Raw genomic sequence first — 13,776 nt, forward strand, 5'->3', positions numbered from 1 at the left:
TTTTTCGCCGATGATTTCGTCAAAACGCGCCGCCGGCTGATATCACTGAAATCTGTCGAGCGTTTTGTAATACAAGCCGACCAGGGGCAGGAACCACGGCTTGCCGAAATGGCCGGGAATAGCCGGCCAATCGAGCCCCTTGAGCGGATTGCGGTCGGGCCTTCCCAGAATCGCATCGGCAATGGTCATGCCGAGATGCGTGGAAAGCTGCGCGCCATGACCTGAATAGCCCATGGCGTACCAGATGCCATCATGATAGCCGGCGCGCGGATAGCGATCCTTGGTGATATCGACGAGACCGCCCCAGCAATAGTCGATCTCGACCCTGGCGAGCTGGGGAAATATGCGGGCGAGGCTTTCGCGCAATATCGCACCGCTCCTGGCGTCGGAACGCTGGTCCGACGTTGCGGAGAACCGGGCGCGCCCTCCAAAGATCAGCCGGTTATCGGGTGACAGGCGCCAGTAGTTGCCGATGTTCATCGTATTCACGCAGGTGCGGTTGCCGGGCATTGCCGAGGCAACTTCTCCGTCCGTCAAGGGCCGGGTCGCGACGATGAAACTGCCGACGGCCATGATGCGGCGGCGGAAGTAGCTGAAATTGGCTGTCGTATAGGCGCCGGTGGCGATCATGACCTGATCTGCCGTGACGGTGCCTCTACTGGTCTTGAGGACGTGCCGGCCGCCGACCTGGCTGCGTTCCGTCACGGCAGCGCCCTCCACGATGACCGCACCGCGTCGTTTGGCAGCCTCGGCCAGTCCGACAACATAGCGGCCCATATGCATCATGGCGCTTTTCTTCGAAAGCATCGCGCCATGGAACGGCGAACCGATCTCGTCCTTGAGATCGGTCGCTGAAAGCAGCGCGGTATCGGGATCGACCTCGGCATGCACTGCTTCGAAATTCCTGGCCAGGCTCTCGAAGTGCTGCGGCTTGGAGGCAAGCTTCAGCTTGCCCGCGCGACGGAAATTGCAGTCGATCCCCTCTTCCGCGATGATCGCTTCGAGCGTGTCGATCGAAGCATCGAATGCGCGATAGAGCGCGATCGCCCGCTCCTTGCCCAATTCCGCCTTTGCCGCGATGTAACTATGCGCCAGACCATTGTTCAGATGGCCGCCGTTGCGCCCGGAGGCGCCGAAGCCGACGGTTTCGGCCTCCAGAACGAGGACCTTCGCGCCCGCCATGGCGAGCTGGCGGGCGGCGCCAAGCCCGGTGAAGCCGCCGCCTACGACGACGACATCATAGTGCCCTTCGACGGGACCGGCAGCCGCACCCGCAAAGCGGGGCGCCGTATCGTGCCAATAAGAGAAATATTTCATCTGGCCGCCCCTTCTCAGAGCCCCACGACACCGGGCAGACCGGAAATGTCGGCGATTTCGACATAGCCGTAATAAGGATTGGCCGGTTCGTGACCGCGGTTGACCCAGACCTTGTTCTTGATGCCGAGATCATGAGCCGACATGAGGTCGTAGCGGAAGGAAGACGAGCAATGCAGGATATCTTCCGGGCCGCAACCCAGCATGTCGAACATGTATTCGAAGGCCTGGAAGCGGGGCTTATAGGCATTGGCCTGCTCGGCCGTATAGACGGCGTGGAAGGGCGCCCCGAGCTTTGCGACATTTGACATGATCTGGCTATTCATCGCGTTCGACAGGATGACGAGCGGAATTTCCTTCGCGACCTTGGCGAGACCAGCCGGAACGTCGGCATGCGGACCCCAAGTGGGTACGCGCTCATAAACCATCCTGGCGTCTTCTTCCTTGAAAGCGACACCGTTGCGCTTGCAGGTCCGCTCGAGCGAATTGTGCACCACGTCCGCATAGGGCTTCCAGTCCCCCATGATCTCGTCGAGCCGGTAAGCGGCAAAGTTCTTGATGAACTGCAGCATCGCCGGCTCATCGAGACGATCGCCATAGAGGTCGCGGGCAGCTTCCGCCATCTGGAAATTGGTCAGCGTGCCGTAGCAATCGAAGGTGATATATTTCGGGCGGAAGGTGGTCATGCGCTTCGTCCTTGCGTGCTGCCCCTCGAGGCGATTGGTGGAGAACAAGATAATAGGATTGCTTTCGGCACCGGAGCCCACTGATTTTGCGAGGTTCGGAGCAGAAAGTTTCGTATAGCGGCGTTCGTTTGGCATTTGCTTGCAGAGGCGATAGATAAAGACGCCTTTCGCTCCCCACCTTCGCGACCGCCGTCAGCGAGGTAACGGCATAAGATGCGGCAAGGGCGAGCAGCTACGGCGAAAGATACCGTCAAGGACATCGCCTTCAGATAATCTTCCGGCACCGACCCTCCGACACTTGGACAAAGAAATGCGAGGAGCGCCATGCAGGAGCGACAGATAGAAATCAGGCCTTTCGGTCCCGAACATTTGGACGTTGCGGTCCGCCTGTCCCAGGAGGCCGGCTGGCCTCATCGCCCGGATGACTGGAAAGTCGCCCTGGACCTGAGCAAAGGTGTCGTTGCGATCGGCGCTGATGATGAGGTCGTCGGCACCACGCTCCTAACACCCTACGGAACCGACTGCGCCACGATCAACATGGTGATCGTCGCTGAAAGCATGCGCGGCCGCGGACTAGGACGCCGTCTCATGGAGGCCGCGTTGGCTCTCGCGGATAATCGTCCCCTGCGCCTCATCGCGACCGCCGATGGTCTGCCCCTCTATGAAAAGCTGGGGTTTCGTCAGACCGGCGCCGTCCTCCAGCACCAAGGCCCTGTCGCGGCAACTGCGAAGCCGGGAAACACCGAAGCGGCGACCATGGCCGATATCCTGGCGATTAAAGCTCTCGACCGCGAGGCTTTCGGTGCCGATCGTTCCGCTCTCATCGCGCGGTTTGCGGATCTGGGTGAATTCGCGGTCATCCGCCGCGACGGCAAAGTCGCCGCCTTCGCCTGCCTTCGTCCCTTTGGCCGGGGCGAGGTCGTGGGGCCGGTCGTCGCCCCAGACATCGAAGACGCGAAATCGCTTCTGTCTCACTTCATGAGCCGGAAAACCGGCGCCTTCCTGCGCGTCGACACCGGCGCGGAAACCGGTCTTGGACCGTGGCTCGCCAGACATTCGCTCTCCCATGTCGGTGGCGGCATCACCATGGCGAACCCCGTTATCAAGCGCAGCAATGCCTCGACCGTCACCACTTTCGCCCTCGCCAACCAGGCGCTCGGCTGATCCGGAGAAGACCATGTACAGCAATTCCCTCATCGAGCTCGATCGTGCCCATCTGGTGCATCCGGTAGCCTCCTATCGCGGCCATGAGCAGCAAGGCGTACGGGTGCTTTCCTCCGCCAAGGGAGCGACGATTACCGATGCTCAAGGCCGCCAGTTGATAGATGGTTTCGCGGGGCTTTGGTGCGTCAACGCCGGCTACGGTCACGAAACGATCGTGGAGGCGGCGGCTCGCCAGATGCGCGAGCTTCCCTATGCGACGGCCTATTTCGGCCTCGGCAGTGAATCGGCCATCCGCCTTGCCGCCGAGCTCGCCGAACGCGCGCCCGGCGACCTCAACCACATCTATTTCACGCTGGGTGGCTCGGATGCCATCGACAGTACCGTCCGCTTCATCCGGTACTACTGGTTTGCGCGCGGCCAACCGCAGCGCGATCAGTTCATCTCGATCGAGCAGGGCTATCATGGCTCTTCGACGGTCGGCGCCGGGCTGACTGCCCTACCCAACTTCCATGCCGGCTTCGGCGTTCCGCTCGACTGGCAGCACAAGATTCCGTCGCCCTATCCTTATCGCAATCCCGTTGGGCAGGATGCAAACGCCATCATCCAGGCGTCTCTCGCGGCGCTCAGGGCGAAGGTCGACGCGATTGGAGCAAACCGAGTCGCCGCCTTCTATGCCGAACCGATCCAGGGCTCGGGCGGGGTGATCGTCCCGCCCAAGGGATGGATGAAGGCCATGCGGGATCTCTGCAAGGAGCTCGATATTCTCTTCGTTGCCGACGAAGTGATCACCGGCTTCGGCCGGACGGGCCCGCTTTTCGCCTGTTCCGAAGACGAGATCGTTCCCGATTTCATCACCACGGCGAAGGGGCTCACCTCCGGCTATGTTCCGATGGGTGCGGTCTTCATGGCGGATCACGTCTATCAGGTCATTGCCGATGGGGCGGGAGCCTCTGCCGTCGGTCATGGCTACACCTATTCCGCTCATCCGGTCAGCGCGGCAGTCGGGCTGGAAGTATTGAAACTTTACGAAGGCGGGCTGCTCGAAAACGGCATAAAGGCCGGCGCGAGGCTGATGGCCGGCCTCGAAAGCCTGAGAGATCATCCCCTGGTGGGCGACGTCCGCGGTCGCGGCATGCTGGCTGCGATCGAACTGGTCGTAGACAAGGCCGCCAAGACGCCGCTGCCGGCGGAGGCCCAACCGTCACGCCGGATTTTCGACCGGGCCTGGGAAAACGGCCTGGTGATCCGTGCCTTCGCCAACGGCGTGCTGGGTTACGCCCCGCCGCTTTGCTGCACCGACGCCGATATCGACGCGATCATCGAACGAACGGAAAGGACGCTTGATCAAACGCTCGAAGATCCCGACGTCCGCCGGGCGCTCAAGGACTGAACCCGCCAAGGCCCGGGACCGATATATCGCGAGCAGGCGTTTTTCAGAATTTTGTGCCGCATCGCTAGTCCGATTCGGCGCAAACAGCGCGGTCGAAGTGCCAAACTTATCCTTAATGAAGGTTCATCCCGGCAAATTCGGGAGCATCAGAAAACAAGTGGGCCTGGGAACAGCATAATCTTCCGCAAGGCGGCCGCCCGGCGCCGCCAGCAAGCAGACTGGGGTAAGACATGACCAAGTCATTGACAGAATTCAAATATATGAGCTTCGACGTTGTCGGAACGCTCATCGACTTCGAAGGCGGCCTGAAAACCTGCCTCAGCGAAATTGCAGCTGAGGCGAATGTGACGATCGACGGCGAGGAGGCGCTAGCGCTCTATCGAGCCGCGCGCTACGCCGACGATGCCGATCTGTTTCCCGATGATCTCGTGCGTGTCTATCTCGCCATCGCCCCGAAACTCGGTTTGCCGGCCGACGAGGTCTATGGTCAGCGCCTGCGCGATTCCGCTAGACAATGGAAAGCCTTTCCCGACAGCGCCGAAGCCCTGGCGCAGCTTGCCGGCAAATATCGGCTGATCGCCATGACGAACGCCCGCCGCTGGGCCTTCGAACATTTTTCGGCGGAACTCGGCCATCCCTTCCATGCTGCCTTCACAGCCGACGACACCGGCACTGAAAAGCCGGATCCGGCCTTCTTTCACAAGGTTTTCGACTTCGTGGCCGACGAGAATGCCAGCAAGGACGACATTCTCCACGTGGCGCAGAGCCAGTATCACGATATCGGCGTATCCCGCCAATTGGGGATGACGAATTGCTGGATCCAGCGCCGTCACGCACAGGCCGGATACGGCGGCACGATCGAACCGGCCGAATTCACCACGCCGGACTTCCACTTCAAATCCATGGCCGAACTCGCCGAAGCCGTGGGGGCGCCGCAGGCGGCCTAACCAGCCAGCACCATCATCGCATCCAATAAAAAGCAGACTGCCAACCAGAAAAAAGGGGAATGACATGAACGACAAGATCATGAACTGGACTGCCTCGGATGACGCAATGGTCGAAAATGCCATTCGCCGAGGCGCCACCCGCCGCGAACTTCTCACCATGCTTCTGGCCGGTGGCGTCGCCATGTCGGCGGGCGGCCTGGTGCTTGGCCGGGCATCGAATGCCGTTGCGGCCACGCCCAAATCCGGCGGCAATCTGAAAGCGGCCGGCTGGTCGTCCTCGACCGCCGATACGCTGGATCCCGCCAAGGCATCGCTGTCGACCGACTATGTGCGCTGTTGCTCGCTCTACAATCGCCTGACCTTCATCGATAAAGCCGGCGTGACGCAGATGGAGCTCGCCGAAAGCATCGAAAGCAAGGATGCCAAGACCTGGACGGTCAAGCTGCGCAAGGGCGTGACATTCCATGACGGCAAGGAGCTGACGGCCGACGATGTCGTCTTCTCGCTCAAGCGCCACCTCGACCCCGGCGTCGGCTCGAAGGTCGCCAAGATTGCCGCGCAGATGACCGGTTTCAAGGCTGTCGACAAGTCGACGGTCGAAATCACCCTGGCCGATCCGAATGCCGACCTGCCGACCATTCTCGCCCTGCATCACTTCATGATCGTCGCCAACGGCACGACCGACTTCTCGAAGGGCAATGGCACCGGAGCCTTCGTTCTCGAAACCTTCGACCCGGGCAATCGCTCGGTCGTGGTGAAGAACAAGAACTACTGGAAGTCCGGCCAGCCCTATCTCGACTCCTTTGAATTCTTTGCTATCAGCGACGATAATGCCCGCGTCAATGCGCTGCTTTCGGGCGACATTCACTACGCCGCTTCGATCAATCCGCGTGCCATGAAGCTGATCGACGGGCAGTCGGGCTTTACGCTGTCGAAAACGACCAGCGGCAATTATACCAATCTCAACATGCGTCTCGACATGACGCCGGGCAACAAGAAGGACTTCATCGATGGCATGAAGTCCCTGGTCAATCGCGAGCAGATCGTCAAGTCAGCCCTGCGCGGCCTTGGCGAAGTTGCCAATGATCAGCCCGTTTCCCCCGCCAATATCTATCACAACAACGATCTGAAGCCGAAGGCCTTCGATCCGGACAAGGCCAAGTTCCACTTCCAGAAGGCCGGCGTGCTCGGACAATCCATTCCGGTGATAGCCTCGGACGCGGCAACTTCGTCGATCGACATGGCGATGATCATCCAGGCGGCCGGCGCCGACATCGGCATGAAGCTCGACGTCCAGCGCGTTCCTTCCGACGGCTATTGGGATAATTATTGGCTGAAAGCGCCAATCCATTTCGGCAACATCAATCCGCGTCCGACACCAGACATTCTTTTCTCACTTCTTTATGCTTCGAATGCACCGTGGAACGAAAGCCAATACAAGTCGGAAAAATTCGACAAGATGCTTATCGAAGCGCGCGGTTTGCTGGATCAGGCCAAACGCAAGCAGATCTACGCCGAAATGCAGGTGATGATTGCTGAAGAAGCAGGGACCATCATCCCGGCCTATATCTCGAATGTGGATGCACTTTCGGGCAAGGTGCACGGATTGGAAGCCAACCCGCTCGGTGGCATGATGGGTTATGCAATGGCGGAGTATCTGTGGCTTGATGCCTAGCGGCCGTTGAACCTCCCCGGACGGCGAAGGCCGTCCGGGGGCTTCCGCCTTGCGAACGCCGTTCGTTTCACAGATCGCCGCAGGAGCATTGCCTTTGAGATCCGAGGTCTCCATTCTTGTCCTAAACCGGCTCTTCATCGCGGTCATCACCTTGCTGATCGTGTCGTTCGCCGTCTTCTTCGCAACCAGCATGCTGCCGGGAGACACCGCCTCCATCCTGCTCGGCCAGGCGGCGACGCCAGAAGCGGTTGCCGGCCTGCGCAAGGCGATGCATCTCGACGAGCCCGCGATCCTGCGATTCTTGCAATGGCTTTTCGGCCTGATGAGGGGCGATCTCGGCACGTCCTATGCCAACAATATGCCCGTTGCGGAGTTGATCGGTCGCCGCCTGGTGGCGACGCTGGAGCTTGCCGCCATCACGACGCTCGTCTCGGTCCCGCTTGCACTCCTGCTTGGCATTACCTCGGCCATGCTTCGCGGCTCCTATTACGATCGGATCGTCACGATCATTTCCATCGGCGTCATATCGGTGCCGGAGTTCATGGTCGCAACGCTTGCCGTACTGCTGTTCGCCGTTTATCTGCGCTGGCTTCCGGCACTGTCTTCCATCAACCAGGCGCATACGGTTTTCGATCTTCTGAAGATCTACGCAATGCCCGTCATCACGCTCACCTTCGTCATCTCAGCCCAGATGATCCGCATGACCAGGGCGGCTCTGATCGAGACGCTGAAGACACCCTATGTGGAAATGGCCCTGCTCAAGGGCGCCTCGCGCGGTCGTATGGTGTTCAGGCACGCATTGCCCAATGCGCTGGGGCCAATCGTCAACGCGGTCGCGCTGTCGCTCTCCTATCTCGTCGGCGGCGTGATCATCGTCGAGACCATCTTCAACTATCCCGGCATCGCCAAATTGATGGTGGACGCCGTAGCGACCCGCGATCTCCCGCTCATCCAGAGCTGCGCGATGATCTTCTGCCTCGGTTATCTCCTGCTGATCACCATGGCCGATATCGTCGCAATCCTGTCAAATCCGAGGCTGCGATGACCACGAACAGCTTGGCTTCCCGCACCCCTTCCCTTCTCGGCTATAATGTCAGCCTTGTAGGCATCGTGGCTTTCGCCATCATTCTTGGCTGGACGATCGTCGCATTGTTCGCACCCTATATGCTTCCCTATTCCGTCGGCGATATCGTCGACACGGACTATTTCGGCCCCATAAGCCGGCAATTGTGGCTCGGCTCGGACTATCTCGGCCGTGACATGTTCTCGCGCGTTTTGATGGGCGCCCGCTATACGGTCGGCATTTCATTGGCCGCGGTCGCGCTATGCTGCTTTTGCGGCGTGACGCTCGGCATGATCGCCGCTGTTGTCGGCGGATGGTTCGACACGATCCTGAGCCGGTTTCTCGATGCCCTGAACTCCATTCCAAGCAAGCTTTTCGGCCTAGTCGTCGTTGCCGCCGTCGGCTCGTCCATTCCGGTGCTGATCATCACTCTCGGCGTCATTTACACGCCCGGTGCCTATCGCTTTGCCCGCGCGCTCGCAGTCAACATCAACACGATGGATTTCATCACGGTTGCCCGCACCCGTGGTGAAAGGGTCGGCTACATTATCGGCTCGGAAATTCTGCCGAACATTATTCGCCCCGTTCTGGCGGATTTCGGCCTGCGCTTCGTCTTTGTCGTTCTGCTGTTGTCCGGTCTTTCCTTTCTCGGCCTCGGCCTGCAGCCGCCCTATGCCGACTGGGGAGCGCTCGTCCGCGAAAATATCGGCGGGCTGCCCTTCGCCGCGCCGGCCGTGCTCGTGCCCTCCTTTGCCATTGCCAGCCTCACCATCAGCGTCAACCTGCTGATCGACAACCTGCCGCGCAGGATCAGGGACAGGAGCGCATGACGATGGCCAATCTCGTTGAAATCAAGAATCTGAAGGTCGAGGCGACGACCGACTCCGGTCGCATCGTCGAGATCATCAAGGGCGTCAGCTTCAATATCGCCAAGGGCGAGATTGTCGCACTCATCGGTGAAAGCGGCTCGGGCAAGACGACAATCGCGCTGACGCTTATGGGACATGCACGCGAGGGCTGTCGCATCTCCGGCGGTACGATCGAAGTCGATGGGCAGGACATGGCCGCCCTCTCCGAAAGCGAACGCTCGAAGGTCCGCGGCACAACGGTCGCCTATATTCCGCAAAGCGCGGCGGCCGCCTTCAACCCGGCGACGAAGATCATGGAGCAGGTGATCGAGGTCACCCGCATTCACCGGCTGATGGCTCCCGAACAAGCGCGCCAGCGCGCGATCGAGCTTTTCCGCGCGCTATCGCTGCCGAATCCGGAGACGATCGGCGAGCGATATCCGCATCAGGTTTCCGGCGGCCAGTTGCAGCGGCTGGCAGCGGCCATGGCCCTGATCGGCGAGCCCAAGCTGGTCATTTTCGATGAACCGACCACCGCACTCGACGTGACGACGCAGATCGACGTGCTGAAGGCGTTCAAATCCGTCATCCGTGCCGGCGATATTGCCGGCGTCTATGTTTCGCACGATCTGGCGGTCGTCGCCCAGATCGCCGATCGCATCGCTGTACTGAAGGGCGGTGAAATCCAGGAACTGGCGGGGACGGAAACAATTCTTGCCCGGCCGAGCCATCCCTATACGCGCGAGCTGCTGGCAGCCTTCGAGCCGAAACAGGCCATTCGCGACAGCAAAACAGGCGGGGCGGCTGCATCTGTGCTGAGGATCGACAATCTCGTGGCGGGCTATGGCGATATCCAGGCCAACGGCCTACCGGCGGTCTGCGCGGTTCAATCCGTGAGCCTTGCGGTGGAGAAGGGTAGAAATCTCGGCATTATCGGCGAATCCGGATGCGGAAAATCAACGCTGGCGCGTGCGATCGCCGGTATATTGCCTGCGGTGGCCGGCACCATCGGCTTCAACGGCAGCGACATGAACCGCGCCGCGAAATTGCGCTCGCGCGATCAGCTGCGGGAGATGCAGATCGTCTTTCAATATGCCGATACGGCACTCAATCCAGCAAAATCGATCGCCGATATTCTCGAGCGGCCCCTGGCCTTCTATCATGGGATGGATCGCAAGGCTCGGGAGGCCAGGGTCGACGAATTGCTCGACATGGTGCGATTGCCGCGTGCTCTTCGCTATCGCTATCCGTCGGAATTGTCAGGTGGTCAGAAGCAGCGCGTGAATTTCGCCCGCGCGCTTGCCGCCGAGCCGCGCCTGATCATTTGCGATGAAATCACATCCGCTCTCGACACTGTCGTTGCGGCGGCGATCATCGACCTGCTCAAGGAACTGCAGCGTGAACTGCATTTGTCCTACATCTTCATCAGCCACGACCTGTCGGTTGTCGAAGCGATCTGCGACGAGATCGTCGTGATGTATGACGGCAAAAAAGTTGAACAGATTACGCGCGAAGCCGCAAATGCGCCCCGCCACCCCTATTCCCAGCTGTTGTTCGGATCCGTTCCGAAGCTTGATCCGACCTGGCTGGACAATCTCGTCCAGGATCCGGAACTCAAGCGTGAATATGGCCATGGCTAGCTGGAAATAGCTGAGACACTCGTTACATGGGAAACAGACTGGTCAGCGGCATGTGCGCCTTGACGATCGGCGACTTGAGCACCACGAAGCTGAAATACTTGTCGATGCCGATATCCATGTCGGTCAGGCGTTCCATGATCGTCTGGTATTCTCCGATACCGGCCGTTACGAACTTCAGCATATAGTCGTAGCCACCTGAGACGAGGTGGCATTCGACCACCTGATCGACCTTCTCCACCGCCGAGAGGAAGCGTGCGAAGTCGATCTGCCGGTGGTTCTTGAGCGTGACTTCCGTAAACACGGTCAGTGTCTGGCCCAGTTTGCCGATATTGATCTGGGCCGAATATCCCTCGATATAGCCTTCCTGCTGCAGCTTCTTGACCCGCATCAGACAGGGGCTCGGCGACAGGTTGACCAGCTCCGCCAATTCGACATTGGTGATGCGGCCGTTCTTCTGAAGTTCGTACAGGATCTTGATGTCGATACGGTCGAGCTTCATCGGCAAATCTTTCCCATATGAGGCAGCATTTTATGCTGCGAATTCTCCAAGATCGAGCATAACACCATGGTCCATCTTGTCTATTTCATTCTGCATGAACCGAGCCGGCACAATCAGCCGCTTGGTTCGTCATGAGCAGAATCTTATGCCGCGTGGCGCGGTTGTGCGGCAGCTTCATGTCCGATCATTTCGCTATGCTGTCGGCTCGATAGGAGACCCGCATCCATGCCTGCACCGCTCACCCTTGTCGAAAACTCTCCCGAATTGCCGGCCTCTGCCGATGTCGTCGTCATCGGAGCCGGGATTGTCGGCGTTTTTACGGCCTATTATCTGGCGAAACGGGGCCTCAAAGTCGTTCTCCTCGAAAAGGGCCGCGTCGGTGCCGAACAATCCAGTCGAAACTGGGGCTGGTGCAGGCAGCAGAACCGCGACGCCCGCGAGCTGCCGATGGCAACGAAAAGCCTCGAGCTCTGGGACCAATTCGCTGCGGAAACCGGGGAGAACACCGGTTTTCGCCGCTGCGGCCTCTTCTATCTGAGCAATCGCGAGGAGGAGCTTGCCGGATGGGCTCGCTGGCGCGACTTTGCCCGCGGTGTCGGCGTTACCACGCATATGCTCGACGGCGCTCAAGCCAGCGAGCGCGGCAAGGCAACCGGACGCAGCTGGAAGGGCGGCGTCTTTTCGCCGACGGATGGCATTGCCGATCCGGCCAATGCCGCTCCGGCGGTCGCTCGCGCCCTGATGAAGCTGGGCGGCTGCCTGCGCCAGAACTGCGCAGCGCGCGGCATAGAAACCGAAGGCGGAAAGCTCTCCGCCATCGTTACCGAGGAAGGCACGATCAGGACCAGGATTGCCATCCTGTCCGGCGGCGCCTGGGCCTCGTCCTTCTGCCGCCAGCTCGGCGTCCGCTTCCCGCAGGCGTCGATCCGTTCATCGATCCTATCGGTCAGCGCCGGCGACGGCGAGCTCCCGGATGCTCTTCATACCGCGTATGTTTCGGTGACGCGCAGAGGCGACGGCGGCCATACGCTGGCGATCAGCGGGCGTGGCCGCGTCGATCCCACGCCACAAAACATGCGGTTCGGGGCTCAGTTTCTGCCGATGTTCATTCGCCGCTGGCGCGCACTTTCCCTGGGCGGGTTCGAGGGCTTTCGCAGCGGCCATGAAAACCTGTCGCGCTGGCGCCTGGATCGGCCGACACCGATGGAGCGGATGCGCATCCTCGATCCGGCGGTCGACAGAGGCACGATCCAGCTTACCTATGACCGCGCGGTCGAATTGCTGCCTGCCATCGCAAGCCGCCGCATTACCGCAAGCTGGGCCGGCTACATCGATTCGACGCCGGATGGCGTGCCCGGCATAGGCGAGATCGCAACCATACCAGGCTTTGTGCTGGCCGCCGGTTTCAGCGGTCACGGCTTCGGCATCGGACCGGGAGCCGGCCACCTGATCGCCGATATCGTCACCGGTGCCGCGCCGATAGTCGACGCGAAACCCTATCATCCCGACCGCTTCCTGCAATCCGCATGGGGCAAGGTCGCCGACTTCTGAAATAGACCGTCCGTGCTAGACTTCGCCGACAACCGAACCAGACAACACGGAATTTCTTGATGCAGGCCCGTCAGCTCGAAGTCTTCTGCATGCTCATGCGATCTGGAACGGTGACCGGCGCTGCCGCCATGCTCAATATTACGCAGCCGGCGCTGAGCCAGATCTTGCTGCATGCCGAAGACCAGCTGGGGTTCAAACTCTTCAACCGCGTGCGCGGCAAGCTGGTCCCCACACGCGAGGCCGAAGAACTATATCCGGAGGCCGAGCGCATCTTTTCCGAGCTCGGCGCGCTTCGGCGCCGAACGACCGACATGCGCTTCGGGCGGACGGGGTTGATCAGGATCGCCGCAACAACGCCGCCTGCCATGTCGATCGTTCCCAAGGCACTTCTCGCCTTCAGGACCACCTATCCGGATATCGTCGTCCGCTCGCTGATCGCGCCGCTGATCAATGTCGTGGACATGATCCGCAATGGCGATGCCCCGCTCGGCATCGTCATGAACAACATTGCGCGCCCCGGCATCGATGTCGAAACGCTCGGATATGCCGAACTCATCTGCATCGTGCCGGAAGGGCACCATCTTGCCGCGCGCGACAGTATAACCTTCGCCGATCTTCAGAACGAGACCCTGATTTCCTACCGCGCCGACACCTTCCCTGGCCAGCTGCTTGCCAATGCCGCGGCAACCGAAAATCAGTCATTCAATCCCGCGATCGAGATCGATATCTCCATTACCGCCTTGCCTTTTGTCCGCAATGGCTTTGGTGTCGCAATCGTGGATGGCCTCCTGCCGTGGGAACAGTTTCCCGGTCTCGTGCGCCGGCCGCTGCTGCCGCGAAAGACGGTACCAATCGCGCTTTTGACCAGCCGGGACCGCCCCTTGACGGGCAGCCATCTTACGATGCGCGACTATCTGCGCCAGGCCTGTGCCGGCGTGCTGAAGGATGGCGACGCCGTGCCGGAGTAAAATCGCGCCCATATGATCAAAGCGAGCCTGG

General features: G+C 60.4%; 12 protein-coding genes. 9 read left to right on the top strand and 3 right to left on the bottom strand.

Features of this window, described 5'->3' with window-relative positions; genetic code table 11:
* Positions 1-42 precede the first annotated feature (42 nt).
* Both FP026_RS04785 and FP026_RS04790 read right to left on the bottom strand, forming a co-directional pair.
* The gene (locus tag FP026_RS04785) at positions 43-1,317 is read right to left on the bottom strand and encodes an NAD(P)/FAD-dependent oxidoreductase (protein ID WP_149633475.1); all 1,275 of its coding nucleotides are present in this window, start codon (positions 1,315-1,317) and stop codon (positions 43-45) included.
* A 14-nt stretch (positions 1,318-1,331) separates the two neighbouring features.
* Positions 1,332-2,000, bottom strand: a complete 669-nt coding sequence (locus tag FP026_RS04790) for a haloacid dehalogenase type II (protein ID WP_149633476.1) — start codon at positions 1,998-2,000, stop codon at positions 1,332-1,334.
* Between the two features lie 324 nt (positions 2,001-2,324).
* Here FP026_RS04790 and FP026_RS04795 point away from each other — a divergent pair, with 324 nt between their 5' ends.
* From FP026_RS04795 to FP026_RS04825, 7 genes are all read left to right on the top strand, one after another.
* Positions 2,325-3,164, top strand: coding sequence for a GNAT family N-acetyltransferase (locus FP026_RS04795; protein ID WP_149633477.1), 840 nt, complete (start codon positions 2,325-2,327; stop codon positions 3,162-3,164).
* A 13-nt stretch (positions 3,165-3,177) separates the two neighbouring features.
* Positions 3,178-4,554 (top strand): aspartate aminotransferase family protein, encoded by a 1,377-nt coding sequence (locus FP026_RS04800; protein WP_149633478.1) that lies wholly within the window; start codon positions 3,178-3,180, stop codon positions 4,552-4,554.
* 230 nt (positions 4,555-4,784) lie between these two features.
* On the top strand, positions 4,785-5,501 hold the full coding sequence (locus FP026_RS04805; protein ID WP_149633479.1) for an HAD-IA family hydrolase: 717 nt from the start codon (positions 4,785-4,787) through the stop codon (positions 5,499-5,501).
* Between the two features lie 64 nt (positions 5,502-5,565).
* A complete protein-coding gene (locus tag FP026_RS04810; RefSeq protein ID WP_149633480.1) occupies positions 5,566-7,176 on the top strand; it encodes an ABC transporter substrate-binding protein in 1,611 nt (536 codons plus the stop codon).
* A 94-nt stretch (positions 7,177-7,270) separates the two neighbouring features.
* Positions 7,271-8,221: an ABC transporter permease gene (locus tag FP026_RS04815; RefSeq protein ID WP_149633481.1), complete on the top strand. Its 951-nt coding sequence runs from the start codon at positions 7,271-7,273 to the stop codon at positions 8,219-8,221.
* Positions 8,218-9,069 carry an ABC transporter permease gene (locus FP026_RS04820; protein ID WP_149633482.1) on the top strand — a complete coding sequence of 284 codons (852 nt, stop codon included), beginning with the start codon at positions 8,218-8,220 and terminating at the stop codon, positions 9,067-9,069. Before FP026_RS04815 ends, FP026_RS04820 begins: the two co-directional genes overlap by 4 nt.
* Positions 9,070-9,071: 2 nt before the next feature.
* On the top strand, positions 9,072-10,727 hold the full coding sequence (locus FP026_RS04825) for an ABC transporter ATP-binding protein (RefSeq protein WP_149633483.1): 1,656 nt from the start codon (positions 9,072-9,074) through the stop codon (positions 10,725-10,727).
* A gap of 22 nt (positions 10,728-10,749) precedes the next feature.
* Here FP026_RS04825 and FP026_RS04830 read toward each other — a convergent pair whose 3' ends face one another.
* Positions 10,750-11,226 (bottom strand): Lrp/AsnC family transcriptional regulator, encoded by a 477-nt coding sequence (locus FP026_RS04830; RefSeq protein WP_007536030.1) that lies wholly within the window; start codon positions 11,224-11,226, stop codon positions 10,750-10,752.
* A 225-nt stretch (positions 11,227-11,451) separates the two neighbouring features.
* On the opposite strand from FP026_RS04830, the gene FP026_RS04835 reads away from it, so the two are divergent.
* Positions 11,452-12,777, top strand: a complete 1,326-nt coding sequence (locus FP026_RS04835; RefSeq protein ID WP_149633484.1) for an NAD(P)/FAD-dependent oxidoreductase — start codon at positions 11,452-11,454, stop codon at positions 12,775-12,777.
* Between the two features lie 59 nt (positions 12,778-12,836).
* A complete protein-coding gene (locus FP026_RS04840; RefSeq protein ID WP_149633485.1) occupies positions 12,837-13,745 on the top strand; it encodes a LysR family transcriptional regulator in 909 nt (302 codons plus the stop codon).
* The last annotated feature ends 31 nt before the right edge of the window (positions 13,746-13,776 follow it).

Origin of the sequence: Martinezella tropici, from assembly GCF_008370325.1 — a bacterium.
In the GTDB taxonomy this organism is placed as follows: Bacteria; Pseudomonadota; Alphaproteobacteria; order Rhizobiales; family Rhizobiaceae; genus Rhizobium; species Rhizobium tropici_B.